This window comes from Streptomyces sp. NPDC005202 (genome assembly GCF_040608235.1).
Classification (GTDB): domain Bacteria; phylum Actinomycetota; class Actinomycetes; order Streptomycetales; family Streptomycetaceae; genus Streptomyces.
In genome coordinates this window covers 91144-117632 of sequence record NZ_JBEXHW010000021.1, presented here as the reverse complement: position 1 = coordinate 117632, position 26489 = coordinate 91144, and the positions used below count along the sequence as shown (strand labels likewise).

Here is a 26489-nt window from a genome sequence, read left to right as displayed (position 1 = left end):
CCACCGTCACCCCGGCGGCTGCCAGTTGGTCCGCGGTCCGGGAGGCCACCTCGGCGGGCAGCCGGGCGAGGCCGCCGCACGGGCCGAGCGAACGGCACCCAACCACCGGGTGGGGGTCGACCCCCGCGGGCGGCGTACACCCCCCACCCGTGTGCCTCCGCACGGGCTGCCACCTCGCGCTCCGGGAGTGACCCTTGGCCACGGTTGACACCGCACCCGCAGAACGGCACGCGCCGCCCGCCCCCCGGGCGCCGTCGCACTCCACGGCACTTCCTGCGCAGCCGCGCTCCGCGGCCCCCGTGGAGCAGCCCGGCTCCACCGTGCCCGAGCAGCAGCACTCCCAGACGCTCATCGGATCCGTGCAGCGCGCGATGCGCCTGCTGGAAACCGTCGCCCGGCACGAGCACGGAGCGCCCGCCAAACAACTGGCCCGCGAAACCGGCCTCGCGCTCCCCACCGCCTACCACCTGTTGCGCACTCTCGTCCACGAGGGCTATCTGTACCGCGACAAGGGCCTGTTCTTCCTCGGCGAGGCGGCCGAGCGGCTGAGCAGCAGCGGAGCACAGCAGAAACGTCGCAGCACGGTCGTCGACGTGCTCGCACACTGGCGGGATTCGATCGGTGCGCCGGTGTACTACGCGATGTACCGCGAGGGCGAGATCGAGGTCATGTGCGTCTCCGACACCCCGGGCAGTCCGGCGGTCGAGGAGTGGGCCGACTTCCGTGAGACCGGGCACGCGCATGCGATCGGCCAGTCTCTGCTGTCCCAGCTGGACGAGAACGCCCGCCGGGACCACCTCGACCGCTACCCCGCGCAGTCCATCACCCCGTACACGGTCCGTGACGACCACACCCTGCTGCGGCGCCTGGAACGGATGCGGCGGATGGAGCCGGTGACCGAGCGGCAGGAGTACGCGCTGGGGACGGTCTGCGCGGCGATCCCGATCACGGCGGGCACCACGGCCGCCACGATGGCCCTCTCGCTTCCCGCCCACCAGTCCGACCGGCTGCTGCCCGCGGCCCGGCAACTGCAGCGCGAGGTGGGACGGCGTCTCGGGTCGCTCGCGCTCTCTATCAGCATCTGAAAACTCACTCCTTGTGATCTGCTGTGTACGTTCAGCAAGATGCCACAGTGTCACGGGATCATTCCCGGCCAGTCGACGGCAGATGACGGGGTAGCGATGCGCGAGTCCGTACAGGCAGAGGTCATGATGAGCTTTCTCGTGTCGGAGGAGCTCTCCTTCCGCATCCCGGTGGAGCTGCGGTACGAGACCTGTGATCCCTACGCCGTGCGGTTGACCTTCCATCTGCCCGGAGACGCCCCGGTGACCTGGGCCTTCGGACGGGAACTGCTGATCGACGGGGTGGGCACCCCGTGCGGGGACGGCGATGTGCGGATCTCACCCGCCGACACGGACTTTCCGAGCGAGGTCCTGATCCGGCTTCAGGTCGGCGGTGACCGGGCGCTGTTCCGCTCCTCGACGGCGCCGCTCGTGGCGTTCCTCGACCGCACGGACAAGCTGGTGCCGCTGGGCCAGGAGGGGGCGCTCGCCGACTTCGACGCCCACCTCGACGAGGCCCTGGACCGCATCCTGGCGGAGGAGCAGAGCGCGGGCTGAAGCGTTGGCTGAAGCGTTACGGCAACGGGGCGCGTGCGGTGGCGTAACGCTTCACCGCGCGTCCCGCGGGCGCTGGAAGGCTTCACCGCGCGCTCCGGGAGTGCGCCGGAGTTCTTCAGCGCAGGTCCCAAGGCGCGCAGGAAGGCCCTGCTGCACGCCGAGGACGGTCAGCGGATCGGTCGGCGCCTCGCCGTCGGCCCGCAGCTTCCCCGGCTGCCTCGTCCGGTCCCTCCGTCCGTGTCCTGACGCCGTGTCACCGCTTGCGGCGCCGCCCCCTTCCGCTGCGCGCCGGAGCCGGCTGGGTGACCGACGCCGACGCCGGCTCTGGTCCCGGGCGGTCGGCCGAGACCACCAGGGCCGCGAGGAGGGTGGTGACCGGCACCGAGGCAACCAGGCCGATCGAGCCCACCAGCGTGCGCACGATCTCCTCCGCGACCAGTTCGCTGTTGGCGACGGTCACCACGCTGCTCTGCGCAATGGAGAAGAGCAGCAGCAGCGGCAGCGCGGCGCCCGCGTAGGCGAGGACGAGGGTGTTGACGACGGACGCGATGTGGTCGCGGCCGATGCGGATGCCCGCGCGGTACAGCCCGCGTCGGCCCATCGCCGGATTGGCCTCGTGCAGCTCCCAGACCGCCGACGTCTGCGTCACCGTCACGTCGTCCAGGACACCGAGCGAGCCGATGATGACGCCGGCGAGCAGCAGACCGCTCATGTCGATCGACGGATACAAGCCGTGGATCAGGCCGGTGTTGTCGTCCGTGTTGCCGGTGAGCGCGGCCCAGCCGATGAACAGCGAGCCCAGGACGCCGATCAGCAGCAGCGAGATGAGGGTCCCCAGCACCGCCACCGAGGTGCGGGCGGACAGGCCGTGGCACAGGTAGAGGGCGATCAGCATGATGGCGCTCGACCCGACCACCGCCACGACCAGCGGATTCGAGCCCTGCAGGATCGCGGGCAGGATGAAGAAGTTCAGCACCAGGAAACTGATGGCCAGCGCGACCAGCGCCATCACGCCCCGCATACGCCCGACGACCACGACGGCGAGTGCGAAGATGCCGGCCAGCAACGCCATCGGGAAGCGCCGGTTGACGTCGGTGACCGAGTACTGCAGATCCCTCGGCGCGGAGGGCTCGTAGGCGACCACGACCTTCTCGCCCTGGTGCAACTGCCGTGACTGGTCCGGCTGCACGATCTCGGTGAACGTACGGCCCTTGTCGTTGCCGGTGTCGACCCGGATCGTGGCCTTCTTGCAGGTGCCTTTCGCCTGCTGCTGCGCGGAGGAGCCCTCGGCGGTGGAGGTGTCCCCGGTCGGCGTGTCCCCGGAGGCGTTCACCGACTTGCAGCTCACCCCGACCACCTTCGTGACCGTGGCCTGCTGGGTCTGCCGGTCGAAGCCGACGCCCGTGCGCTCGTGCGACGGAGCGCCGCTGGGCCAGAGCACCCCGAGCCCGACCACCACAGCGACGGCGAACGGGATCAGGATCGCCGCGATGACCTTGCGCAGGTGCTTCGAGACGGGGGTGGCAGGCCCATGACTGTGACTGTGCGAGTGCCCGTGCCCGCCACCGGCGTCCGGGCCATGCCCCTGACCTCTGCCGGCTTCGGGGCCGTGGCTGTGCCTGTCCGCGGTTCCGTGGTCATGGGCGTCCCACGCTCCGGGCCCGGGGTGGTGTCCGTCCCCGGGGCCAGGGCCGTGGCCGTGTCCGCCATCGGGTCCAGGGCCATGGCCGTGCCCGGAGCCGTGCCCGTCTCCGTGTCCGGCGCCGTGTCCGCGCCGCGGCTCGGGCGGCGGATAGGGGGACTGCTGTGTCGTGGTCACCGCCCGATCATCGCAAGAACGGCAGGGGCCCTCTATTCACCGCGCCCGAACTGACGCTAGCGTGGAGGCACCTTTGCACACGCGGGAGCTCGGAGCACCGGGCTGAGAGGGCGCTGACCTCCGTCTTCGAAATGTTTCACGTGGAACGAGAGATGTTTCACAGGAAACGTCGGCAGATGGAAACCGCTGCGTCGACCGCCGAACCTGTTACCGGGTAATGCCGGCGTAGGGAGTAGGTCTCATGACCAATAAGGACGCACGCACGCCTGCCTCCACGCAGATCTCCAGCAACGGGGAAGCCGGGAAGTCCATCGGCTGGCACAAGGCGTACGTCGAGGGCTCACGCCCCGACCTGCGGGTGCCGGTCCGTCAGGTGCACCTCACCAACGGGCAGTCGGTCACGCTGTACGACACGTCGGGCCCGTACACCGATCCACTCGTCGACACCGACGTTCGCAGGGGCCTGCCGCCGCTGCGCGAGAACTGGATCATCAGCCGCGGCGACACCGAGGAGTACGTGGGCCGTCCCGTCCGACCCGAGGACGACGGGATCAAGCACACCTCGCCGCGCGGGGGTCTGCGCAACCTCGACGCGGTGTTCCCGGGACGGCCGCGCCAGCCGCGCCGTGGCCGCGACGGCAAGGCGGTAACGCAGCTCGCGTACGCGCGCCGGGGCGAGATCACGCCCGAGATGGAGTTCGTGGCCATCCGGGAGAACGTTTCGCCCGAGGTGGTCCGTGAGGAGATCGCGGCCGGCCGCGCGGTACTGCCGGCCAACGTCAACCACCCGGAGATCGAGCCGATGATCATCGGCAAGCGGTTCCTGGTGAAAGTCAACGCCAACATCGGCAACTCCGCGGTGACGTCCTCCATCGAGGAGGAGGTCGAGAAGATGACCTGGGCGACCCGCTGGGGCGCTGACACGGTCATGGACCTCTCCACCGGCCGCAACATCCACACCACCCGTGAGTGGGTGCTGCGCAACTCCCCCGTCCCCATCGGCACCGTGCCGCTCTACCAGGCCCTGGAGAAGGTCGACGGCAAGGCCGAGGAACTGACCTGGGAGATCTACAAGGACACGGTCATCGAGCAGGCCGAGCAGGGCGTGGACTACATGACGGTTCACGCGGGCGTACGCCTCGCGTACGTGCCGCTGACCGCGAACCGCAAGACCGGCATCGTCTCGCGCGGCGGATCGATCATGGCGGCCTGGTGCCTCGCGCACCACAAGGAGTCGTTCCTGTACGAGAACTTCGAGGAGCTCTGCGAGATCCTCGCCGCCTACGACGTCACCTACTCGCTGGGCGACGGCCTGCGGCCGGGCTCGATCGCGGACGCCAACGACGAGGCACAGCTCGCGGAGTTGCGTACGCTCGGGGAACTCGGGCGGATCGCCAGGCGTTTCCATGTGCAGACGATGATCGAGGGCCCCGGTCACGTCCCGATGCACAAGATCAAGGAGAACATCGACCTTCAGCAGGAGATCTGTGATGAAGCTCCGTTCTATACGCTCGGCCCGCTGACGACGGACATCGCGCCGGCGTACGACCACATCACCTCCGGCATCGGTGCCGCGATGATCGCCTGGTGGGGCACGGCCATGCTCTGCTACGTCACGCCCAAGGAGCACTTGGGCCTGCCCAACCGTGACGACGTGAAGACCGGCGTCATCACCTACAAGATCGCCGCGCACGCAGCCGACCTCGCCAAGGGGCACCCAGGTGCGCAGGAGTGGGACGACGCGCTGTCCGACGCCCGCTTCGAGTTCCGGTGGGAGGACCAGTTCAATCTCGCCCTCGACCCGGACACGGCACGGGAGTTCCACGACGAGACCCTCCCGGCGGAGCCGGCCAAGACGGCCCACTTCTGCTCGATGTGCGGGCCGAAGTTCTGCTCAATGAAGATTAGCCAAAGCATCACAGAGCGGTTCGGCGGCGACGTGGCTGAGGGGGCCACGGCCGAGGAGATCGCTGAGGGGATGCTGCAGAAGTCGAAGGAGTTCGCGGCGAGCGGGAACCGGGTGTATCTGCCGATCGCGGAGTGACGGCGAACACGTGAAGTGCGCCGGGGCTCTTGAGAAAGGCTCCGGCGCAGTCCCCATCACGGGGGATCACGGCGCTACGGTCCAACGGGTCAGTTGTTCTGCCTCCTCGTCGTACGTGATCCACGTTCCGTCGCCGAGCGGCTGGGCCGGCCCCCGTCACGGGAGCCGGGTAGTCGACCTGCGAGGTTGTCTTCGGCGAGGGCGTGCAGGGGCACACTGTCAGGTGCGGTCATCGTGCTGATCTCCTTCGTGACTTCGACATCTCGAAAGATCAGCCGGTGGCCGTTCTTCTATGCGGGCATCAGCCAGAAGCCGGAGCAAACCCCCGGATCAGGTCGAACCCATACACCACTTCCAGGGACGCGACCGTGCACGAGCAGAGTGCCGCCGTCCAGAACCAACCCAAGGGTGCACTCTGGTCTCCTTTCCAGGGCGCATCCCTTGATGAACGACTCGCCGTGCGGGAAGGCGATGGTGGCGACGGACCGAGCGGTGACGTGCATGGACTGACCTCAGAGGCGGCTGCGGCAGCGGGTGGAGGAACAGTAGCGGTCGGCCAGGGACTGGCGGATGCCCGGTCGTCGCGGCTCGGTGACGCTTGGTCTGCGTCACCGACTCCGGTCTGAAGTCATCCTCAATGAAGATCTCGCAGGACATCCGCGAACACGGCACCACTCAGACGGAGATCGAGGAAGGAATGGCCCAGAAGTCGAAGGAGTTCGCGGCCGCGGGCAACAGGGTGTATCTGCCGATCGCGGACTGACGAGCACCAAGTCGTCATCAGGGCATGGTTCGTCGGCGCTGTTCCGCGAGGTCCGACCCCACGAGGCGGCGCCGACGGGACACCGGCCTTCCGGGGCCGACCGTTCCCCAACTGGCCTCGCTGCCAAGCCTGTTCGGCGGATGATGACCGGGGTGGCGTCCGACCTGTCGCTCTCCAGGGCATACAGGTCGGCGAGGCCTCCGGGGCCGGCCCGTGGGGCGACGCCAGAGCGGGACGCTCGAGGCACGTGGGCGTCACAAGGCCCCCGGCCTGTCGTGCTCGGGGCCGGGTGTCCGGGCGGTGCCCCTGAAGGGGCCGCGGGGCCGGGGTCACTCCGGCTGGTGTTCCGGTCCTCCGAAGTCCGGGCTGGTGAAGTCGGGGCTGCTGAAGCTCGGGCGGGGGCTCGGGGCAGCCCCGTCGTCGGGGCTGCTGAAGCCGGGGCGGTCGTAGCCGAGCTGCGGGATGCGGCCGGTCGGCGCCGACGGGGTCGTACGGTGCAGCGCGGCGGAGCCGGGGTCGGCGAGCGCGTCGCGCAGGAACGGCAGGATGCCCCGCTCCAGCAGCGCCACGCGCCAGGCTTCCCTGGCCCGGACGACCTCTTCGCTGAGCTCACCGTACGGTCCGGCCTCGAGTGAGGGACGGTTGCGCAGGGCGGTGAGCAGCAGCCCGACGGCGGCGACGAGGATCGCGGCCGCGGTCATGGCGCCGAACACCCAGCCGGTGGTGATCATGGTCTTGGCGAACGCCGGCGCGGGGTCGAGCATCTTCAGGATGTAGCCGACGAGCAGGAAAATGGCCGCGGCGGTGCCGGCGAGGACCGGGGCGAGGACGGCGACGACGGCGACGGCGCCCGCGCCGGTGGTATCGGCGACCTCGCCCACGGTCGTGGCGAGTCCCGCCGCGGCTGCGCCCGGCTCGGCGGAGCCGGCCTCGCGGACGGCCGACGAGGTGGACGACGACGGCTGGCGCAGTTCCTCGCGGACCTTCACGTAGTGGTGGTACTCGGTCGCTGCGGCCGCCGTGATGAAAGCGGTGGCGTTGAGCGCCATGGTGCGCAGCTGTTCGGGGTTGAGCCGCTGTCCGACAGCGGCCAGTTCCGGTCGGTGTGGTGCGGAGCGCAGCGCCTCATCGAGGATCCGCTCGTATTCCTGGCGGTCCTCGCTCTGAAGGTGCTGCGGAACGCTGTTCATGTGCATCCCCCGATGCTCCGTAGGGCTTGGGGCTCGCACGTCGGCGAGCCGTCGGGCAGAAACGGAGGGGAGCCTGCTACGGATAAGCCGATGGTAGAGCCGCGACGGCGCGCGGTGACAGGGGGTTTCCACAAATTGGGTGCCCACCTGCACGGACGCCGTCAGGGCACCTGCCCGAGGAACGTTCAGATATCCAGGGGAAGTTGCTGGACCAGTAGCTTTCCGGCCATGGTCACTCCACCGTCCATCGCGATGGCGAGCCCGTCGGCGTAGACGTGCGGTCCCTCCACCAGGGGGCCCGCGCCTTCCTCGCCGTCCTCGGAGCCGACCTCGCCCAGCAGGTAGGGGATGGGGCTGTGGCCGTGAACGATGCGGGTGCCGCCGTACGTATCGAGCAGGGAGCGTACGGCGTCGGCGCCGCCCTCGTCGCGGAAGGAGAAGCGCTTGGTGAACTTGCGGAACAGGTCCCACACTTCGTCCGCGTCGTTGCGCGTGAGCGTCTCGCGGACGTTGTCGTTGACCTCTTCGATCGAGTCGCCGTAGTCGAGATAGGCGGTGGTGTCGGAGTGCACGAGCAGGTAGCCGTCGACCTCCTCGACGGCGTCCAGGCGGGCCATCCACTGCAGGTGGTGGTCCTGGAGGCGGTCCATGTCGGTCTTCTGGCCGCCGTTGAGCAGCCAGGCCGCCTGGAAGGTGGCGGTGCCCGCGCCGGAGTTGACGGGGGTGTCGCCGAACCGCTTGGCGCCGAGCAGCAGCAGCTCGTGGTTGCCCATGAGGGCCTTGCAGTAGCCGCCGGCCGCAGCGGCTTCGGCGGACAGCCGCATCACGAGGTCGATGACGCCGATACCGTCCGGGCCGCGGTCGGTGAAGTCGCCGAGGAACCACAGCCGCGCGGTGCCCGCGCACCAGTGGCCCGCGGAGTCGATGAGCCCCTTCTCCTGCAGGGCGGCGACCAGCTGGTCGAGATAGCCGTGCACGTCCCCGACGACGTACAGGGGACCGGGGCCGGTGGCGGACTGGGGGGCCGGTGCAGGGACCGGGTCGACGGTCACCTGAAGCGTGTCACCCCGGTTGATGACGGGCAGATCGCGCTGTGTGGGCGTGTACGCGTCCGGGTAGCCCCCCTCGACCGGTCGGACGGTCTCGGCGGGCTGCGTGCTGTGGGCGTACGGACCGGTCTCGTTGACGTACGCGGGTACCCGGAAGTCGCGCAGCGTCGCCGTCCGCTCCACCTCGGGTCCCTGACCGGCCCCCTGAGTCATCGACCCCTCCACCATCGCGCCGCATCTGCACCGCTTCGGACTGCCTGGTCGCAGCGGCCCGCGGTGTCGTGGGCCCATCATAGGAATGCGGATCGCGCCATGTGATGACCCAGGGGTGGTGAATCAGAACAGAACTCCGGTTCACCGCGGCTTTCGCCCCGATTGGGCGGGTCTTCGACGGTCCCGCGACCGGCTTCGCCCTACTGCTCCTCCGGTGCCCGTGGCGGGCTGACCGTCGTACGCGGCGGGCGCCGCTGGGACGAGGTGCGCACGATCAGCTCGGTCGGTATGACCTGCTCGACGGGCTGGTCCGACTCGACTCCCTCGATGGCGTCGATGAGGAGCTGGACCACCGCCGTGCCGATGCGGCGCGGCTTGAGGGAGAGCGTGGTGATGGGCGGCTCGGTGTTGGCGTACACCGTGGACTCGCTGCAGCACACCAGCAGCAGGTCGTCCGGGACGCGCAGGCCGTAGCGGCGGGCGGCGGCGAGCAGGTCGGTGCCGTTCGGGTCGAACAGTCCGTAGACGGCATCGGGCCGGTCGGGTCGCGCGAGCAGCCGGTCGGCGGCGACGGCGCCCGCGCACGGGTCGTGGGCCGGATAGGCCTCGTACACCGGGTCCTGGCCGACGCGCTCGCACCAGTGCAGGTAGGCGGTCGTCGACAGGTGGGTGTACGTGTCCGTCGTGGTGCCGGTGAGCAGGCCGATGCGGCGGGCGCCCGCCTCGGCGAGGTGGTCGAGGATGCCGAGGACGGCGGCTTCGTGGTCGTTGTCGACCCACGCCGTGACCGGGAGCGAGCCGGCCGGACGGCCGTCGCTGACGACCGGTAAACCCTGGCGGACCAGTTCGCTGACGACCGGGTCCTGGTCGGAGGGGTCGATGACGACCGTGCCGTCCAGGGCGACGTTCGACCAGACGTCGTGGCGTGAGGTCGCGGGCAGGATGACGAGGGCGTAGCCGCGGGCGAGCGCGGCCGAGGTGGCGGCCCGGGCCATTTCGGCGAAGTACGCGAACTCGGTGAAGGTGAAAGGTTCATCCCCGTACGTCGTCACGGTCAGACCGATGAGGCCCGACTTGCCGGTACGGAGGGTGCGGGCGGCGGCCGAGGGGCGGTACCCCAGCCGGTCGGCGACCTCACGGACATGGCGTCGGGTGGCGTCCGGGAGCCGGCCCTTGCCGTTGAGGGCGTCGGAGACGGTCGTGATGGAGACTCCGGCGGCGGCGGCCACGTCTCTGATGCCCGCCCGGCCCGGCCGACTGCCTCGACGTGAGGTTTCCGCGCGGCTCACCTGGTGCTTCCCTGCTGCTGTCATGGCGAGCCGATAGTAGGGCTCATGCGGTGGGGTAGGGCGGACGCATATGCGCGCGTTGACAGGCACGTTTCTGCATGATCATTGAGGCTCAACTACCTTAGAAAACAAGTCAGTTAAACGAACCAATAGCAGGACGTGGCGTGGTGGCGTGCATGGGCCTGCCGAGCTCCCGATGTCTCGAAGAGGTCTCAACTCACCTTCACGAGGGATGCGCGCCAGGGCGTGAGCTACCGGCGCATAGATATATGTGTGGCGCGCCCCCCACTTCGTACGCCTTCGTACGGCGATGCCCCTGATGCCAGTGGGACGAATGAGGTTTTCGACCGCGCGTGGGTGGTGGCCTCCGACCCATACGCAGCGGCGCCGAATCCTCATAAGGTGAGCAGTATTGGAAAGCCGGTGGTGGTCACGAGGAGGACTGCGGTGAGCGAGACGAGCCCGAAGCTGCGCGCCGAGCTGGAGGGTATCCCCACCTACAAGCCGGGCAAGCCCGCCGCGGCCGGCGGACCGGTGGCGTACAAGCTGTCCTCCAACGAGAACCCCTACCCGCCGCTGCCGGGTGTGATGGAGTCGGTGACGGCGGCCGCCGGCTCCTTCAACCGCTACCCGGACATGGCGTGCACGGCCCTGACGAACGAGCTGGCCGAACGCTTCGGGGTGCCTGCGTCCCACGTGGCGACGGGCACCGGTTCCGTCGGCGTCGCCCAGCAACTGGTCCAGGCCACCAGCGGCCCCGGTGACGAAGTCGTCTACGCCTGGCGGTCCTTCGAGGCGTACCCGATCATCACGCAGATCAGCGGTGCGACCTCGGTACAGGTGCCGCTGACGCCGGGGGATGTGCATGACCTGGACGCCATGGCGAACGCGATCACCGACCGCACCCGCCTGATCTTCGTCTGCAACCCGAACAACCCGACCGGCACGGTGGTGCGGCGCGCCGAGCTGGAACGCTTCCTCGACCGGGTGCCCGGCGATGTGCTGGTGGTGCTGGACGAGGCGTACCGCGAATTCATCCGCGACCCCGAGGTGCCGGACGGCGTGACGCTGTACCGCGAGCGGCCGAACGTCTGCGTCCTGCGCACATTCTCGAAGGCGTACGGCCTCGCCGGGCTGCGTGTCGGCTTCGCGATCGCCCACGAGCCGGTGGCGGCGGCGCTGCGCAAGACGGCGGTGCCGTTCGGGGTGAGCCAGCTGGCGCAGGAGGCGGCGATCGCCTCGCTGCGCGCCGAGGACGAACTGCTCGGCCGGGTCGGCTCGCTGGTCTGTCAGCGCATCCGCATGGTCGACGCGCTGCGCGCGCAGGGCTGGACGGTACCCGAGACCCAGGCCAACTTCGTGTGGTTGCGGCTGGGGGAGCGCACGGTCGCCTTCGCGACGGCGTGCGAGCAGGCGGGCGTGGTCGTCCGGCCGTTCCCGGGTGAGGGTGTGCGGGTGACGGTCGGGGAGGCCGAGGCGAACGACATCTTCCTGAAGGTGGCGGAAGCGTTCCGCAAGGAGGCCTGAGCGGAGGCCTCGGCGTAGGCCTGAGGGGGCGGGGCTCGGTGACGAGCGTCTAGTCCTCCATGAGTTCCACGCGCACCGGGTCGCCGTCGCGGACCGTTGCCAGGAGGCGGGGATCGCCGTCGAGCCGGCCCAGGACGTTGCACGGGCTCGCGAGGCGGCACTCGTCGCCTCGCGAGATCGGGGTGGGGCCATAGGGGAGCGCCAACGCGTCGCCGGCGGTCCAGAAACGCGACCGTGCCGGGGTCGACGACTTGCCGGGCGTCCGTTTCACGTGGAACGGAGACACCCGTGTCGAAGTAGACCTCCTCGCCCCAGGTGCGGGCGGTGGAGGCGAGTGGCAAGGCCTTGGCGAGGGCCTGGGTGGTCGGGGTGTCGTCGAGGGTCGCGGTGAGGTGCCCCGCGGTCCAGGAGATCCGTATCCGTATCCGTGCCTGTGTCCGGTTGCCCTGCGTCTGCATGCCGGATTCAACAAGCTGTTGAAGTTGTTGCCAAGGGGTTGACGTAAGAGGGGACCCCCTGCCGATGTCGAAAATCGATGCGCCATAATTGCTTGTGAATGTGAACGCGTTCACAAGCGTGGTCCGGTTGCTGCTGTTTGTGTGGGACATAAGGGGCATACTGCCGCTGTGACCACGGCGACGTAAGGAGAGTGACGACGTGGACCTGGCTTTGGCGCCGGAGACACTGGCGCGCTGGCAGTTCGGCATCACCACCGTCTACCATTTCCTGTTCGTCCCCCTGACGATCTCGCTGGCCGCCCTGACGGCCGTGCTACAGACGGCCTGGGTGCGCACGGAGAAGGAGAAGTACCTCAGGGCGACCAAGTTCTGGGGCAAGCTCTTCCTCATCAATATCGCGATGGGTGTGGTCACCGGCATCGTGCAGGAGTTCCAGTTCGGCATGAACTGGTCGGACTACTCCCGCTTCGTCGGTGACATCTTCGGCGCCCCGCTCGCCTTCGAGGCCCTGATCGCGTTCTTCTTCGAGTCCACGTTCATCGGTCTGTGGATCTTCGGCTGGGACAGGCTGCCCAAGAAGATCCACCTGGCCTGTATCTGGATGGTGTCGATCGGCACGATCCTGTCGGCGTTCTTCATCCTCGCGGCCAACTCCTGGATGCAGCACCCGGTCGGCTACCGGATCAACCAGCAGAAGGGGCGCGCCGAGCTCACCGACTTCTGGGCGGTGCTGACCCAGAACACCGCGCTCAGCCAGGTTTTCCACACCCTCTCCGCAGCCTTCCTGACCGGCGGGGCCTTTATGGTCGGCATCGCCGCCTACCATCTCGCCCGCAAGAAGCACGTGCGTGAGATGAAGACCTCGCTGCGGCTCGGCCTGGTCACGGTCGTCATCGCCGGCCTGCTCACCGCGGTCAGCGGCGATGTCCTCGGCAAGGTCATGTTCAAGCAGCAGCCGATGAAGATGGCGGCCGCCGAGGCGCTGTGGGACGGCCAGCAGCCGGCGCCGTTCTCGATCTTCGCCTACGGCGATGTGGAGAAGGGCCACAACACCGTCGCCATAGAGATACCGGGCCTGCTGTCCTTCCTCGCCAACGACGACTTCACGTCGTACGTGCCCGGCATCAACGACGTCAACAAGGCCGAGCAGCAGAAGTTCGGGCCCGGTGACTACCGGCCCAACATCCCCGTCGCCTACTGGGGCTTCCGCTGGATGATCGGCTTCGGCATGGCGTTCTTCGCCATCGGCCTGGCCGGACTGTGGCTGACCCGTAAGAAGTTCCTGCTGCCGAAGCATCTGCGGGTCGGTGAGGACGAGGTGCCGCATCTCGTCCTGCTCCCGAACAAGGCACTCGGCCCGAAGCTCACCACGTGGTACTGGCGCATCGCGGTATGGACCCTGGCCTTTCCGTTGATCGCCAACTCCTGGGGCTGGATCTTCACCGAGATGGGCCGCCAGCCGTGGGTCGTCTTCGGCGTGCTGCAGACCCGGCACGCGGTCTCCCCCGGCGTCTCCCAGGGCGAGGTCCTCACCTCGATGACCATCTTCACGCTGCTCTACGCCGTCCTCGCCGTCGTCGAGGTCAAGCTGCTCGCGAAGTATGTCAAGGCAGGCCCGCCCGAGCTCACCGAGGCCGATCTCAACCCGCCCACGAAGATCGGCGGCGACACCCGTGACGCCGACAAGCCGATGGCCTTCTCGTACTAGGCCGAGGGAGCTGCACAGTCATGGAACTGCACGACGTCTGGTTCGTCCTCATCGCCGTCCTGTGGACCGGCTACTTCTTCCTGGAGGGCTTCGACTTCGGAGTCGGCATCCTCACCAAGCTGCTGGCCCGCGAGCGGCCCGAGCGGCGGGTGCTGATCAACACCATCGGCCCCGTCTGGGACGGCAACGAGGTCTGGCTGCTCACCGCGGGCGGTGCGACCTTCGCCGCCTTCCCCGAGTGGTACGCCACGCTCTTCTCCGGCTTCTACCTGCCGCTGCTGATCATCCTGGTCTGCCTGATCGTGCGGGGCGTCGCCTTCGAGTACCGGGCCAAGCGGCCCGAGGAGAGCTGGCAGCGCAACTGGGAGACCGCGATCTTCTGGAGCTCGCTCGTCCCCGCGTTCCTGTGGGGCGTGGCCTTCGGCAACATCGTGCGGGGCGTGAAGATCGACCGGAACCTCGAGTACGTCGGGAACTTCTGGGACCTGCTCAACCCGTACGCGCTCCTCGGTGGGCTGGTGACTCTGACGCTGTTCACCTTCCACGGCGCGGTGTTCACGGCACTCAAGACCGTCGGCGACATCCGGGAGCGGGCACGGAAGCTGGCGTTGCGCGTGGGTCTGCTGACGGCCGCGCTGGCGCTGGTCTTCCTGCTGTGGACGCAGGTCGACACGGGCAACGGCAGGAGCCTGGTGGCGCTGGTCGTTGCGGTTGCCGCGCTGCTCGCTGCGCTCGCGGCGAACCAGGCGGGACGCGAGGGATGGTCGTTCGCGCTGTCCGGCGTCACCGTTGTGGCCGCCGTCGCGATGCTGTTCCTGTCGCTGTTCCCGAACGTCATGCCCTCCACGCTCAATCAGGACTGGAGCCTCACGGTCACCAACGCCTCATCGAGCCCCTACACCCTGAAGATCATGACCTGGTGCGCGGGGATCGCCACGCCGATCGTCCTGCTCTACCAGGGGTGGACCTACTGGGTGTTCCGCAAGCGGATCGGTACCCAGCACCTCTCCGAAGCCGCGCATTGAGTCCGACAGCGAGGTGTGTTTCACGTGAAATGTACCTCGCGGACCGAAGGGCATGTTTCACGTGAAACCGATCGATCCGCGTCTCCTCCGGTACGCCCGCGCGACCAGGCTCTTCCTGATGGCGGTCGTCGGCCTGGGCGCCATCGGTGCGGGGCTGGTCATCGCGCAGGCGATGCTCATCGCCGAGGTGGTGGTGGGCGCCTTCCAGCACGGCATGCCGGTCGCCGAACTCCACGCTCCCCTGCTGCTGTTGGTGGCCGTCGCCTGTGGTCGTGCGCTGGTCTCCTGGCTCACCGAGCTCGCCGCGCACCGGGCGAGCGCGGCGGTGAAGTCGGAGCTGCGCGGGCGGTTGCTGGAGCGTTCCGCGGCGCTCGGTCCCGGATGGCTCAGCGGGCAGCGGACCGGTTCGCTGGTCGCCCTCGCCACGCGGGGCGTCGACGCCCTTGACGACTACTTCTCGCGCTATTTGCCGCAGTTGGGGCTCGCGGTGGTCGTCCCGGTCGCGGTCCTGGCGCGGATCGTCACCGAGGACTGGGTTTCGGCGGCCATCATCGTCGGCACCCTGCCGCTCATCCCTGTCTTCATGATGCTGATCGGCTGGGCCACACAGTCCCGGATGGACCGTCAGTGGCGGCTGCTGTCCCGGCTGTCCGGGCACTTCCTGGACGTGGTCGCGGGGCTGCCGACCCTGAAGGTGTTCGGCCGGGCCAAGGCGCAGGCGGAGTCGATCCGGCGCATCACCGGCGAGTACCGGCGGGCGACCATGCGGACCCTGCGGATCGCCTTCCTCTCCTCCTTCGCACTGGAGCTGCTGGCCACGCTGTCCGTGGCCCTCGTCGCCGTGACGATCGGGATGCGGCTCGTGAACGGCGACATGGACCTGTACATCGGGCTGGTCATCCTCGTGCTTGCGCCTGAGGCGTACCTGCCGCTGCGTCAGGTGGGGGCGCAGTACCACGCGGCGGCGGAGGGGCTGGCGGCGGCCGAGGAGATCTTCGCCGTGCTGGAGACGCCGGTGCCGGAGTCGGGCACCGGGGCAGTCCCGTCCGGGGCGCTGACCTTCGAGAGCGTGACCGTCCGGTACCCGGGGCGGTCAGCGGACGCCGTGACGGACGTCTCCTTCGCGGTCGAGCCCGGGGAGACGGTCGCGCTCGTCGGGCCGAGCGGTGCGGGCAAGTCGACGCTGCTGCACGTGCTGCTGGGGTTCGTCCGGCCCACCGAGGGCCGGGTGCGGGTCGGAGGAGCCGCCCTCGCCGACGTCGACCTGGAGCAGTGGCGGTCGCGCATCGCGTGGGTCCCGCAGCGGCCGCACCTGTACGCCGGGACGATCGCCGAGAACGTACGGCTCGCGCGGCCCGACGCGGAGGCCGCCGCCGTACGACGGGCACTGGCCGACGCCGGGGCGCTGGAGTTCGTCGACGCGTTGCCCGAGGGAATGGACACCGTACTCGGCGAGGACGGCGCCGGGCTGTCCGCCGGTCAGCGGCAACGGCTCGCGCTCGCCCGGGCCTTCCTCGCGGACCGGCCCGTCCTGCTGCTCGACGAGCCGACGGCCGCGCTGGACGGGGCGACCGAGGCCGAGGTCGTGGAGGCGGTGCGGCGGCTGGCCGCCGGGCGGACGGTGCTGCTCGTGGTGCACCGGCCGGCGCTGCTGGAAGTGGCGGACCGGGTGGTGCGGCTGGAGCCGACCTCGACCGCCCACCCGGCCGCACCGAGGGACCCCGGCATCTCGGTGAGCGGAGAACCACGAGGCGCCGACGGTGAAGGATTCCCGGCCGGCGGCTCGGCCGCGGACAGTGGGGAAGGGGGCGTGCGGAGCCGGGCAACTGGAGAGGGTGGGGAAGGCGTGCGGAGCCGGGCAGCCGGAGACGCGTCTGCTGCGGCCGTCCGGCCGGCGCAGGACGTGCTCGCCCGGGTCCGTGCGATGTCCGGCCCCCGGCGCGGCCGCCTCGCCCTCGCGCTGCTGCTCGGCAGCCTCGCGCTCGGAAGTGCCGTAGGGCTGATGGCCACCTCCGGGTGGCTCATCTCGCGGGCTTCGCAGCAGCCGCCGGTGCTGTATCTGATGGTGGCCGTGACGGCGACGCGGGCCTTCGGGATCGGGCGGGCCGTCTTCCGATACACGGAGCGGCTGGTGTCGCACGACGCGGTGCTGCGCATGCTGGCCGACACCCGGGTGGCCGTCTACCGACGGCTGGAGCGGCTGGCGCCCGCCGGGCTGCGCAGGGCGCGCCGGGGTGACCTGCTGACGCGGCTCGTAGCGGACGTCGATGCGCTGCAGGACTACTGGCTGCGCTGGCTGCTGCCCGCCGGCGTGGCGCTGGCCGTGTCCGCCGCCTCCGTGGCCTTCACGGCCTGGCTGCTGCCCGAGGCCGGGGCGGTGCTCGCCGTCGGGCTGCTCGTGGCCGGGGTCGGCGTCCCGCTGGTCACCGGTGCCGTGGCGCGGCGCGCCGAGCACCGGCTCGCCCCCGCACGCGGGGTGCTCGCGACGCGCGTGACCGACGTGCTCACCGGGACCGCCGAGCTGACGGTCGCCGGCGCCGTGCCCGCCCGGACCGCCGAGGCGCGCCGGGCCGACACGGTGCTCACCCGGATCGCCTCGCGCGCCTCCGCCGCCACCGCGCTCGGCGCCGGGCTCACCGCGCTGGCCACGGGGCTGACCGTCGCGGCGGCGGCCCTCGTCGGTGCCCAGGCGGTCGCCGACGGGCGCCTGGACGGCGTCGCCCTGGCCGTCGTCGTCCTCACCCCGCTGGCCGCCTTCGAGGCCGTCCTGGGCATGCCCCTCGCCGTGCAGTACCGGCAGCGGGTGCGACGGAGCGCGGAACGCGTGTACGAGGTCCTGGACGCGCCGGAGCCCGTCCGCGAGCCGGAGCGGCCGCGGCAGGCACCCGCCTCGCCCTTCCCGCTCCTCGTCAGTGGCCTGACGGCCCGGTACGACGGGCAGCACCGGGATGCGCTCGCCGGGCTCGACCTGACGCTTCGGCAGGGCCGCCGGATCGCCGTGGTCGGGCCGTCCGGCTCCGGCAAGACGACGCTCGCGCAAGTGCTGCTGCGGTTCCTCGACGCGGAGTCCGGCTCGTACACGCTGGGCGGAGTCGACGCCTACGCCCTGGACGGCGACGACGTACGGCGGCTCGTCGGGCTGTGCGCCCAGGACGCGCACCTCTTCGACAGCTCCGTGCGGGAGAACCTGCTCCTTGCGAAGAAGGACGCGACCGAGGCCGAGCTGCGGGACGCGCTCGCGCGTGCCCGGCTGCTCGACTGGTCCGACACTCTGCCCGACGGGCTCGACACGCTCGTCGGCGAGCACGGAGCGTGGCTGTCCGGCGGGCAGCGGCAGCGGCTGGCGCTGGCCCGTGCGCTCCTGGCCGACTTCCCGGTCCTCGTGCTCGACGAGCCCGCCGAACACCTCGACCTGCCCACCGCCGACGCGCTCACCGCCGATCTGCTGGCCGCCACCGAGGGCCGTACGACGCTGCTCATCACGCACCGGCTTGCCGGGCTGGAGGCCGTCGACGAGGTGATCGTGCTGGACGAGGGGCGTGTGGTGCAGCGGGGGCCGTATGCGGAGCTGGCCTCCGTGCCCGGGCCGCTGCGGGGGATGGTCGAGCGTGAGGCGGCGGCGGAACTGCTCGTGGGGACGCGGTAGCCGCCCGCACCGCGGCCGATTCGGGCATGTGGGGGGATGAGGACCCATCGGCTCGGGGCCTGTCCGCGGTGCTGAGCCGTCCGGGGCGACCGATCCCCCGGCTGTATGTACGACGCGAAGATTCCCGGCAGTATGTAGGACGCGAATGGGACCGCCGCCCGGGAGGCGGGCCACGATCGCTGACATACGCTCACTGCGCCGTCGTCCGCTGCCGGCTGCCGCGCTGCAGTGAGCCTCACTGGTGAGGGGCGGCGTCCAACCGGAGCCGGGGTCGCCGGTAAGGGACGGAATCCTGGGAAACGCCTGTTACAGCCGCTCCGCCAGCATCCGCTCGATCACGATTGCGACGCCGTCCTCGTTGTTGGCGACCGTACGGCCGGAGGCGGCTGCGATGACGTCGGGATGGGCGTTGCCCATCGCGTACGACTGGCCGGCCCAGCTGAGCATCTCGACGTCGTTCGGCATGTCGCCGAAGGCGACCACCTCCTCGGGGGAGATGCCGCGCTCGGCGCAGCACAGGGCGAGGGTGCTGGCCTTGGAGACGCCCGGGCCGCTGATCTCGAGCAGGGCGCTGGGGCTGGAGCGGGTGATCGTGGCGCGGTCGCCGACGGCGAGGCGGGCGACGGTGAGGAAGGCGTCGGGGTCCAGCGTGGGGTGGTAGGCGAGGATCTTCAGGACCGGCTCGTCGGCGGCGGCGCCGCCCGGGGCGAGCAGGTCCTCGGCGGGCGCCAGGTTGTCGGGTATCTCCATGTGCAGCTTCGGATACGCCGGCTCCTGGTGGAAGCCGTATGTCTGCTCGACCGCGTACACCGTGCCCGGCGCCGCCTCGCGCACGAGCCGTACGGCGTCCAGCGCGTTGTCCCGTGCCAGTTCGCGCACCTTCACGAAGCGGTGGGCGCCGGGGCCGCCGTGCAGGTCGACCACGGCGGCGCCGTTGCCGCAGATCGCCAGGCCGTGGCCGTGCACGTGGTCGCTGACGACGTCCATCCAGCGGGCCGGGCGGCCGGTGACGAAGAAGACCTCGATGCCCGCCTCCTCGGCGGCGGCGAGGGCGGCGACCGTGCGGGGGGACACCGACTTGTCGTCGCGCAGCAGAGTGCCGTCGAGATCGGTGGCGATCAGCCGCGGCGGAACGGCGGCGGCCGGGGTCTCGGGCTGTCGAGTCGCTGAGGTCACCGCGTCATTGTCGCGCATATGCCCGCACGGTCGTGCGGGACTCCGCATCTGTGAGGGCTCACCTCAACTGGGCAGGTGCCTCCATGGCGATCTGCTCGAAGACCTTCTCGTCCGCCGCGAAGTCCGAGTCGGGGATCGGCCAGTGGATCACGATCTCGGTGAAGCCCAGCTCCTGGTGCTGGCCCGCGAAGTCCACGAACGCGTCGAGGGACTGAAGCGGACGCCCACGGTCCGGGGTGAAGCCGGTGAGCAGGATCCTGTCGAGCCCGGAGGCGTCCCTGCCGATCGCGGCACACGCGTCGGCCAGCTTCTCTGCCTGTCCGCGCAGGGCGTGGACCGACTGCTCGGGGGTGCCGTTTTCGTACAGTTTCGGGTCACCGGTGGTCACCCATGCCTGCCCGTACCGCGCGGCGAGCCTGAGCCCGCGCGGCCCGGTGGCGGCCACCGCGAACGGCAGCCGGGGCCGCTGCACACAGCCGGGGATGTTGCGCGCCTCGTGCGCGGAGTAGAAGTTGCCCTCGTACGACACCGCGTCCTCGGTCAGCAGCCGGTCGAGCAGCGGAACGAACTCGGCGAACCGGTCGGCCCGCTCGCGCGGGGCCCAGGGGTCCTGCCCGAGCGCGGTGGCGTCGAACCCGGTGCCGCCCGCGCCGATGCCGAGCGTGATTCGTCCGCCGGAGATGTCGTCGAGGGAGATCAGTTCCTTGGCGAGGGTGACCGGGTGCCGGAAGTTCGGCGAGGTCACCAGCGTGCCCAGGCGCAGCCGCTCGGTCACGGCCGCGGCGGCGGTCAGCGTGGGAACGGCACCGAACCACGGGCCGTCCCGGAAACTGCGCCAGGACAGGTGGTCGTAGGTGTAGGCGGTGTGGAAGCCGAGCTGCTCGGCACGCATCCATGCCGAACGGCCGCCCTCGTGCCAGCGGCGGTACGGGAGGATCACAGTGCTCAGACGCAGACTCATGGCCCCGAGCCTAAGCGTCCGCCCGCGTTTCACGTGAAACGGTCACCGTACGCGGCTGATCAACCACGACGTGAGGCGGCGGAAAGCGGCGCCTCGTGACGCGCCGGGCCGCCGAAAGCCTTGTGCGGGAGCCATCCCGCCGATCAGGCCGGACCGGCGTCAGTGCGTTTCGGGGAACCTCAGGTACTGCGGCGGTACGGCCTTCGTCAGCCACACCCCGTTCGCGCTGACGCGGAAGACGTGGCCGTCGCGGTGCATGGCGCCGGCGTCCACGGAGAGCACGACGGGGCGGCCGCGGCGGGCGCCGACGCGGGTCGCGGTCTCGCGGTCGGGTGAGAGGTGCACGTCGTGCCGGTTCATGGGCCGCAGCCCCTCGGCGCGGATCGCCTCCAGGTTGCGGACCACGGTCCCGTGGTAGAGGTACGGCGGCGGGGTCGCCGGCGGCAGTCCGAGGTCGACCTCGATGCTGTGGCCCTGGCTGGCGCGGATCCGGGTGCCCTCTGTCGCGAAGCGCTGCTTGTCGTTGGCGGCGACCACGTGGTCAAGTTCCTCGCGGGTGAACCGGAAGCCGTGGGCGGCCGCCGCCGCGATCAGCGTGTCGATCTCGACCCAGCCGCCCTCGTCCGGCGTCAGCCCGATCCGCTCGGGCTGGTGGCGGAGGTGTTTGGAGAGGTACTTCGACACCTTCACGGTGCGTCTTTCGTCCATTCCACCAGCGTGCCGAGAGAGACGCGGATCACGCACTTGCTTTTGTTCCCGGAGGTTTGATCCACAACCAAGTGCGGTTATCCACAAGCGAATTGATGAAACTGTGGACAACTGGCCGCCGTTTCAGGGCCTTTGGCCGAGGTCGACGGGCCCGCCCTGCCCGCTGCCCGCTCGCTCACAACCGCGGCTCCACCCGCGCGAGCCTCCGCAACGCCCGCGGGGTGAAGCGGGACATCGCGTGGAAGACGCGGGCCTCCGGCGTCACCGGCACCACCGCCTCGTTGCGGACGACCGCGCGCAGGATCGCGTCGGCGACCTTCTCCGGCGGATAGTTGCGCAGCCTGTACAGCCGGGCGGTGCGTTTCTGGCGTCGCTTCCCCTCCTCGGCGTCGACACCGGCGAAGTGCGCGGTCGAGGTGATGCTGGTGTTGACGAAGCCGGGACAGATCGCCGTGACGCCGATCCCCTGCCCGGCCAGCTCCGCGCGCAGGCACTCGCTGAGCATCAGCACCGCAGCCTTGGAGGTGCTGTAGGCGGGCAGCGCCCTCGAGGGCTGGTACGCCGCCGCGGACGCGGTGTTGACGATGTGGCCGCCCTGCCCGCGCTGCGCCATCTGCTTCCCGAAGAGGCGGCAGCCGTGGATGACGCCCCACAGGTTGACGTCGAGGACCTTCTTCCAGTCTTCCGGGGTCGTGTCGAAGAAGGACCCCGACATGCCGATGCCGGCGTTGTTCACCAGCACGTCCACCACGCCGTACTCGGTGGCGACCCTCTCGGCGAGCTTCTCCATGGCCTGCTCGTCGGAGACGTCGACCGTCTCGGCCCACGCGGCCGGAGCGCCGACCAACCGGGACAGCTCGGCGGTGCGGGCCGCGGCCTCCGCGTCCCGGTCGACGGCCACCACGCGTGCGCCGGCCTCGGCGAAGGCGAACGCCGTGGCCCGCCCGATGCCGCTGCCCGCCCCGGTGATCAGCACGAGCTGTCCGCCGAAGCGGTCGGCGTACTTCCCGGTCGCACCCGGCGCCGGCCGCCCGCCCTCGGTGGCCGTCACGAACTCCGTGATCCAGGACGCCAACTGGTCGGGGCGGGTGCGTGGGATCCAGTGCTGGGCGGGGAGCGTACGGCGCACCAACTGCGGAGCCCACTGCTCCAGGTCGTCGTACAGCCGCTCCGAGAGGAACGCGTCTTCCAGGGGCGTGATGAGCTGCACGGGCGCGTGGGCGTAGGCATCCGTGCGCGGCCTGCGCAGCCGGGCCCGCACGTTGTCCCGGTACAGCCAGGCCCCGCGCGCCGCGTCCTGGGGCAGCGACGAGGTCGGGTAGTCGCCGCCGGGCACCTTCTCGACCCGCTGGAGGATCCTCGGCCAGCGCTTGCCGAGCGGGCCGCGCCAGGCCAGTTCGGGCAGCACGGGCGTGTGCAGCAGGTAGACGTACCAGGACTTGGCGCCCTGGCCGAGGAGCTGGCCGACCCGGCGGGGCGTGGGGCGCTTCACGCGCTTGTTGATCCAGTGTCCGAAGTGGTCGAGCGACGGTCCGGACATCGACGTGAAGGAGGCGATCCGGCCCTCGGTGCGCGGGACGGTGACGAACTCCCAGGACTGCACGGAGCCCCAGTCGTGCCCCACCAGGTGCACCGGCCGGTCGGGGCTGACCGCGTCCACGACCGCCAGGAAGTCGTCCGTGAGCTTCTCCAGGGTGAAGCCGCCGCGCAGCGGCTGCGGTGCCGTGGAGCGGCCGTGGCCCCGGACGTCGTACAGCACGACGTGGAAGCGGCCGGCGAGTCGTTCGGCCACTTCCGACCAGACCTCCTTGCTGTCCGGGTAGCCGTGCACCAGGACGACCGTCGGCTGCGCCGGATCCCCCAGCTCGGCCACGCACAGCTCGACCCCGCCGGTGTGCACCCAGCGCTCCCGCGCGCCCTTCAACGTCGTCACTTGTCCTCCGCCCAGCGCCGCAGTCCCCCACGCTCGCATGCGCTTACGCGCGGGGACCCCCATGGCGGACCGCCGTCCAGCCAGAAGGCACTCTCCTGGGGGTCCCCGGAGTCGGTCACCAACAGGATCTCCTCGAACTTCGCGTCCGTCCCCCTGCGGCCCAGGTGCGGTCCGACCGCCCGCAGGCCCGGCTGCGGCTGGGCGGCCACGGCCTGCGCGCACTCGTACGCCGGCCGCTGCACCGTCCTGAACCTCCGCAGCTGTGCGGGGAGTTCGCGCGTCACCGCCCTCGTCATGCCACCGCCCACCGTCCACGTCGGCTGCACTACGTGCCCGTAACCTGACCTGGCGACTGTGGCAGTTGTTAGACCGAGCGTCAATAGTGCTTTGCCGGGTCCCGGAGAGCCCGGACGCGTGAGACCTCAGGGTGACCCTTAAGGACCCGTACGACTGGAGTCTGACGCCAAGAGGGCTCTGCGGTCTGACGACTGGCGTAGCCCGCGTCACTACGATCGAAGGCGTGACTGTGATCGCGACCGAAAGCCTGAGCAAGCGGTTCCCCCGGGTGACCGCGCTTGACCGGCTCTCCGTGGACGTGGGACCCGGTGTGACGGGACTCGTCGGAGCCAACGGAGCCGGCAAGTCCACACTGATCAAGATCCTGCTGGGTCTGTCCCCCGCCACCGAGGGCCGCGCCGAGGTGCTCGGCCTCGATGTCGCCACCAAGGGCGCCGCCATCCGCGAGCGCGTCGGCTACATGCCGGAGCACGACTGCCTGCCGCCCGACGTCTCGGCCACCGAGTTCGTCGTCCACATGGCGCGCATGTCCGGCCTGCCCCCGACCGCCGCGCGCGAGCGCACCGCGGACACGCTGCGCCACGTCGGCCTGTACGAGGAGCGCTACCGCCCCATCGGCGGCTACTCGACGGGCATGAAGCAGCGCGTGAAGCTCGCCCAGGCGCTGGTGCACGACCCGCAACTGGTCTTCCTCGACGAGCCGACCAACGGCCTCGACCCGGTTGGCCGCGACGAGATGCTCGGCCTGATCCGCCGCATCCACACCGACTTCGGCATCTCGGTCCTGGTCACCTCGCACCTGCTGGGCGAGCTGGAGCGCACCTGCGACCACGTCGTCGTCATCGACGGCGGCAAGCTGCTGCGCTCCAGCTCCACCACCGACTTCACCCAGACCACCACCACGCTCGCGATCGAGGTCACCGACAGCGACGAGCACCCGGACGGCACCCGCGCGGTCCGCGACGCGCTCCACGCGCGCGGGGTGCAGACCCAGCACGGCTCCGGCCTGCCGGGTGCGGGCCACGTGCTGCTGCTCACCGCGCAGGGCGAGGAGACGTACGACCTGGTGCGGGACGTCATCGCGGACCTCGGCCTCGGCCTGGTGCGCATGGAGCAGCGCCGGCACCGCATCTCGGAGGTCTTCCGGGACGACGACCAACAGCGCGACGCACAGCGGAAGGAGGCGGTCGGCCATGGCAGTTGAGCACCCCGTAGCACCGCCGTCGGGTGACCAGGCCCGCATCCACAACATCGGCTACCGAAACTATGACGGCCCCCGCCTCGGCCGCGCCTACGCCCGCCGCTCGCTGTACTCGCAGTCCCTGCGCGGCGCCTACGGCCTCGGCCGCTCGGTGAAGTCCAAGGTGCTGCCGATGTTGCTGTTCGTGGTCATGTGCGTGCCCGCGGCCATCATGGTCGCCGTCGCGGTCGCCACCAAGATGAAGGACCTGCCCGTCGACTACACGCGCTACGCCCTCATCATGCAGGGCGTCATCAGCCTGTACGTCGCCTCGCAGGCACCCCAGTCCGTCTCGCGCGACCTGCGTTTCAAGACCGTGCCGCTGTACTTCTCGCGGCCCATCGAGACCGCCGACTACGTCCGCGCCAAGTACGCGGCGCTGGCCTCGGCAATGTTCATCCTGACCGCGGCCCCGCTGCTCGTGCTCTACGTCGGCGCGCTGCTGGCCAAGCTCGACTTCGCCGACCAGACCAAGGGATTCGCACAGGGACTTGTCTCCGTGGCACTGCTCTCACTGCTCTTCGTCGGCATCGGCCTGGTCATCGCCGCCGTGACCCCGCGCCGCGGGTTCGGCATCGCCGCCGTCATCGCCGTCCTGATCATCTCCTTCGGCGCGGTCTCCACGCTCCAGGCCATCGCGGACGCGCAGGGCAGCACCGGCGCCATCCCCTGGATCGGTCTCTTCTCACCGATCACGCTCATCGACGGTGTGCAGACGGCCTTCCTCGGCGCGACATCCTCCGCCCCCGGTGGTGTCGGTCCCGGCAGCGCAGAGGGCGTCGTCTACGTCCTCGCAGTCCTGGGCCTCATCGCCGCCTGCTACGGCCTCCTGCTGCGCCGCTACCGGAAGGTGGGACTGTGACCGCCCACCCGTCGCCCGCCACCACCCTTCCAAGGAATGGGCTGCGCCCATGAGCATTCTTTCCATCGACCACGTCTCCCGCTGGTTCGGCAACGTGGTCGCCGTCAACGACATCACCATGACGATCGGCCCCGGCGTCACCGGCCTGCTCGGCCCCAACGGCGCCGGCAAGTCAACCCTGATCAACATGATGGGCGGCTTCCTCGCCCCCTCCACGGGCTCCGTCACGCTCGACGGGCAGCCGGTGTGGCGCAACGAACGGATCTACAAGCACATCGGCATCGTCCCCGAGCGCGAGGCGATGTACGACTTCCTCACCGGCCGCGAATTCGTCGTCGCCAACGCCGAGTTGCACGGCCTGGGCGCCAAGGCCGCGCAACGGGCGCTGGCCACGGTCGAGATGGAGTACGCGCAGGACCGGAAGATCTCCACCTACTCCAAGGGCATGCGGCAGCGCGTGAAGATGGCCTCCGCGCTCGTCCACGACCCCTCCCTGCTCCTGCTCGACGAGCCGTTCAACGGCATGGACCCGCGACAGCGCATGCAGCTGATGGACCTGCTGCGGCGCATGGGCGACGAGGGCCGCACGGTGCTGTTCTCCTCCCACATTCTCGAGGAGGTCGAGCAACTCGCCCGGCACATCGAGGTCGTCGTCGCCGGACGGCACGCGGCCAGCGGAGACTTCCGCAAGATCCGCCGTCTGATGACCGATCGCCCGCACCGCTACCTGGTGCGCTCCAGCGACGACCGCGCCCTTGCCGCCGCGCTGATCGCCGACCCGTCGACGTCCGGCATCGAGGTCGACCTCGCCGAGGGCGCACTGCGCATCCAGGCCGTCGACTTCGGCCGGTTCACGGTCCTGCTGCCGAGGGTGGCGAGGGACCACGGCATCCGGCTGCACACGGTCTCGCCGTCCGACGAGTCCCTCGAGTCCGTCTTCTCGTATCTGGTCGCGGCGTAGG

The 26489-nt window shown here is 70.1% G+C and carries 18 protein-coding genes, 3 pseudogenes and 1 riboswitch; of the genes and pseudogenes, 11 read left to right on the top strand and 10 right to left on the bottom strand.

Annotated features, from left to right (window positions below; all coding sequences use genetic code 11):
* Positions 1-320 precede the first annotated feature (320 nt).
* Positions 321-1085, top strand: a complete 765-nt coding sequence (locus ABZV31_RS26080; protein ID WP_355898311.1) for a helix-turn-helix domain-containing protein — start codon at positions 321-323, stop codon at positions 1083-1085.
* Between the two features lie 96 nt (positions 1086-1181).
* Positions 1182-1619, top strand: a complete 438-nt coding sequence (locus ABZV31_RS26075; protein ID WP_355898290.1) for an SsgA family sporulation/cell division regulator — start codon at positions 1182-1184, stop codon at positions 1617-1619.
* Positions 1620-1872: 253 nt separating this feature from the next.
* Here the strand turns inward: ABZV31_RS26075 and ABZV31_RS26070 are convergent, their stop codons facing one another.
* The gene (locus tag ABZV31_RS26070; RefSeq protein ID WP_355898287.1) at positions 1873-3438 is read right to left on the bottom strand and encodes a YibE/F family protein; all 1566 of its coding nucleotides are present in this window, start codon (positions 3436-3438) and stop codon (positions 1873-1875) included.
* A 71-nt stretch (positions 3439-3509) separates the two neighbouring features.
* Positions 3510-3687, top strand: a riboswitch (TPP riboswitch).
* Between ABZV31_RS26070 and thiC the strand changes: the two genes are divergently transcribed.
* Entirely contained in the window at positions 3680-5482 is a 1803-nt protein-coding gene (gene thiC, locus ABZV31_RS26065; protein ID WP_355898284.1) for a phosphomethylpyrimidine synthase ThiC, read from the top strand. Its footprint overlaps the riboswitch before it by 8 nt.
* Positions 5483-6116: 634 nt before the next feature.
* Positions 6117-6245: pseudogene (locus ABZV31_RS26060) on the top strand (thiamine biosynthesis protein ThiC); the annotation flags it as partial.
* Between the two features lie 329 nt (positions 6246-6574).
* On the opposite strand, the gene ABZV31_RS26055 reads toward ABZV31_RS26060, so the two are convergent.
* The 3 genes from ABZV31_RS26055 to ABZV31_RS26045 form a co-directional block, all read right to left on the bottom strand.
* A complete protein-coding gene (locus tag ABZV31_RS26055) occupies positions 6575-7441 on the bottom strand; it encodes a hypothetical protein (RefSeq protein WP_355898281.1) in 867 nt (288 codons plus the stop codon).
* A 179-nt stretch (positions 7442-7620) separates the two neighbouring features.
* On the bottom strand, positions 7621-8712 hold the full coding sequence (locus tag ABZV31_RS26050; protein ID WP_355898278.1) for a metallophosphoesterase: 1092 nt from the start codon (positions 8710-8712) through the stop codon (positions 7621-7623).
* A 185-nt stretch (positions 8713-8897) separates the two neighbouring features.
* Complete coding sequence (locus ABZV31_RS26045; protein ID WP_355898275.1) at positions 8898-10010, bottom strand: LacI family DNA-binding transcriptional regulator; 1113 nt, start codon at positions 10008-10010, stop codon at positions 8898-8900.
* A 423-nt stretch (positions 10011-10433) separates the two neighbouring features.
* On the opposite strand from ABZV31_RS26045, the gene hisC reads away from it, so the two are divergent.
* Positions 10434-11513: a histidinol-phosphate transaminase gene (gene hisC / locus ABZV31_RS26040; RefSeq protein ID WP_355898272.1), complete on the top strand. Its 1080-nt coding sequence runs from the start codon at positions 10434-10436 to the stop codon at positions 11511-11513.
* A 49-nt stretch (positions 11514-11562) separates the two neighbouring features.
* Here the strand turns inward: hisC and ABZV31_RS26035 are convergent.
* Positions 11563-11971, bottom strand: a pseudogene (locus ABZV31_RS26035) (cyclophilin-like fold protein).
* 199 nt (positions 11972-12170) lie between these two features.
* On the opposite strand from ABZV31_RS26035, the gene ABZV31_RS26030 reads away from it, so the two are divergent.
* Genes ABZV31_RS26030 through cydD form a run of 3 tightly spaced genes read left to right on the top strand, consistent with a single transcriptional unit; the run spans position 12171 to position 18350 of the window.
* On the top strand, positions 12171-13679 hold the full coding sequence (locus ABZV31_RS26030; RefSeq protein ID WP_355898269.1) for a cytochrome ubiquinol oxidase subunit I: 1509 nt from the start codon (positions 12171-12173) through the stop codon (positions 13677-13679).
* 20 nt (positions 13680-13699) lie between these two features.
* A complete protein-coding gene (gene cydB / locus ABZV31_RS26025) occupies positions 13700-14704 on the top strand; it encodes a cytochrome d ubiquinol oxidase subunit II (RefSeq protein WP_355898267.1) in 1005 nt (334 codons plus the stop codon).
* A gap of 52 nt (positions 14705-14756) precedes the next feature.
* On the top strand, positions 14757-18350 hold the full coding sequence (gene cydD / locus ABZV31_RS26020) for a thiol reductant ABC exporter subunit CydD (RefSeq protein ID WP_355898264.1): 3594 nt from the start codon (positions 14757-14759) through the stop codon (positions 18348-18350).
* Between the two features lie 306 nt (positions 18351-18656).
* On the opposite strand, the gene ABZV31_RS26015 is transcribed toward cydD, so the two are convergent.
* From ABZV31_RS26015 to ABZV31_RS25995, 5 genes and pseudogenes are all read right to left on the bottom strand, one after another.
* On the bottom strand, positions 18657-19574 hold the full coding sequence (locus ABZV31_RS26015) for a Cof-type HAD-IIB family hydrolase (RefSeq protein WP_355898261.1): 918 nt from the start codon (positions 19572-19574) through the stop codon (positions 18657-18659).
* A gap of 10 nt (positions 19575-19584) precedes the next feature.
* Positions 19585-20487 carry an LLM class flavin-dependent oxidoreductase gene (locus ABZV31_RS26010; RefSeq protein ID WP_355898258.1) on the bottom strand — a complete coding sequence of 301 codons (903 nt, stop codon included), beginning with the start codon at positions 20485-20487 and terminating at the stop codon, positions 19585-19587.
* A 159-nt stretch (positions 20488-20646) separates the two neighbouring features.
* Positions 20647-21195 (bottom strand): RNA 2'-phosphotransferase, encoded by a 549-nt coding sequence (locus tag ABZV31_RS26005; RefSeq protein ID WP_355898256.1) that lies wholly within the window; start codon positions 21193-21195, stop codon positions 20647-20649.
* 175 nt (positions 21196-21370) lie between these two features.
* Positions 21371-23128 carry an SDR family oxidoreductase gene (locus tag ABZV31_RS26000; RefSeq protein WP_355898253.1) on the bottom strand — a complete coding sequence of 586 codons (1758 nt, stop codon included), beginning with the start codon at positions 23126-23128 and terminating at the stop codon, positions 21371-21373.
* Positions 23125-23325 (bottom strand): annotated as a pseudogene (locus ABZV31_RS25995) (hypothetical protein); the annotation flags it as partial. The gene ABZV31_RS26000 and the pseudogene ABZV31_RS25995, both read right to left, overlap by 4 nt.
* A 329-nt stretch (positions 23326-23654) precedes the next feature.
* Here ABZV31_RS25995 and ABZV31_RS25990 point away from each other — a divergent pair.
* From ABZV31_RS25990 to ABZV31_RS25980, 3 genes are read left to right on the top strand one after another with little or no spacing between them, the layout of a single operon-like run.
* Positions 23655-24629 carry an ABC transporter ATP-binding protein gene (locus ABZV31_RS25990; RefSeq protein ID WP_355898308.1) on the top strand — a complete coding sequence of 325 codons (975 nt, stop codon included), beginning with the start codon at positions 23655-23657 and terminating at the stop codon, positions 24627-24629.
* A complete protein-coding gene (locus tag ABZV31_RS25985; protein WP_355898250.1) occupies positions 24619-25527 on the top strand; it encodes an ABC transporter permease in 909 nt (302 codons plus the stop codon). The genes ABZV31_RS25990 and ABZV31_RS25985 overlap by 11 nt, the downstream gene beginning before the upstream one ends.
* Before the next feature lie 49 nt (positions 25528-25576).
* Positions 25577-26488 carry an ABC transporter ATP-binding protein gene (locus tag ABZV31_RS25980; protein ID WP_355898248.1) on the top strand — a complete coding sequence of 304 codons (912 nt, stop codon included), beginning with the start codon at positions 25577-25579 and terminating at the stop codon, positions 26486-26488.
* Position 26489 lies beyond the last annotated feature (1 nt).

Bases quoted from the DNA above. Each gene is read 5' to 3' on its own strand.
- thiC (WP_355898284.1), top strand. From the start codon at position 3,680: ATGACCAATAAGGACGCACGCACGCCTGCCTCCACGCAGATCTCCAGC.
- ABZV31_RS26015 (WP_355898261.1), bottom strand. From the start codon at position 19,574: ATGCGGAGTCCCGCACGACCGTGCGGGCATATGCGCGACAATGACGCG.
- ABZV31_RS26005 (WP_355898256.1), bottom strand. From the start codon at position 21,195: ATGGACGAAAGACGCACCGTGAAGGTGTCGAAGTACCTCTCCAAACAC.
- ABZV31_RS25980 (WP_355898248.1), top strand. From the start codon at position 25,577: ATGAGCATTCTTTCCATCGACCACGTCTCCCGCTGGTTCGGCAACGTG.
- ABZV31_RS26055 (WP_355898281.1), bottom strand. From the start codon at position 7,441: ATGCACATGAACAGCGTTCCGCAGCACCTTCAGAGCGAGGACCGCCAG.
- cydD (WP_355898264.1), top strand. From the start codon at position 14,757: ATGTTTCACGTGAAACCGATCGATCCGCGTCTCCTCCGGTACGCCCGC.
- ABZV31_RS26050 (WP_355898278.1), bottom strand. From the start codon at position 8,712: ATGGTGGAGGGGTCGATGACTCAGGGGGCCGGTCAGGGACCCGAGGTG.
- cydB (WP_355898267.1), top strand. From the start codon at position 13,700: ATGGAACTGCACGACGTCTGGTTCGTCCTCATCGCCGTCCTGTGGACC.
- ABZV31_RS25985 (WP_355898250.1), top strand. From the start codon at position 24,619: ATGGCAGTTGAGCACCCCGTAGCACCGCCGTCGGGTGACCAGGCCCGC.
- ABZV31_RS26045 (WP_355898275.1), bottom strand. From the start codon at position 10,010: ATGACAGCAGCAGGGAAGCACCAGGTGAGCCGCGCGGAAACCTCACGT.
- ABZV31_RS26075 (WP_355898290.1), top strand. From the start codon at position 1,182: ATGCGCGAGTCCGTACAGGCAGAGGTCATGATGAGCTTTCTCGTGTCG.
- ABZV31_RS26010 (WP_355898258.1), bottom strand. From the start codon at position 20,487: ATGAGTCTGCGTCTGAGCACTGTGATCCTCCCGTACCGCCGCTGGCAC.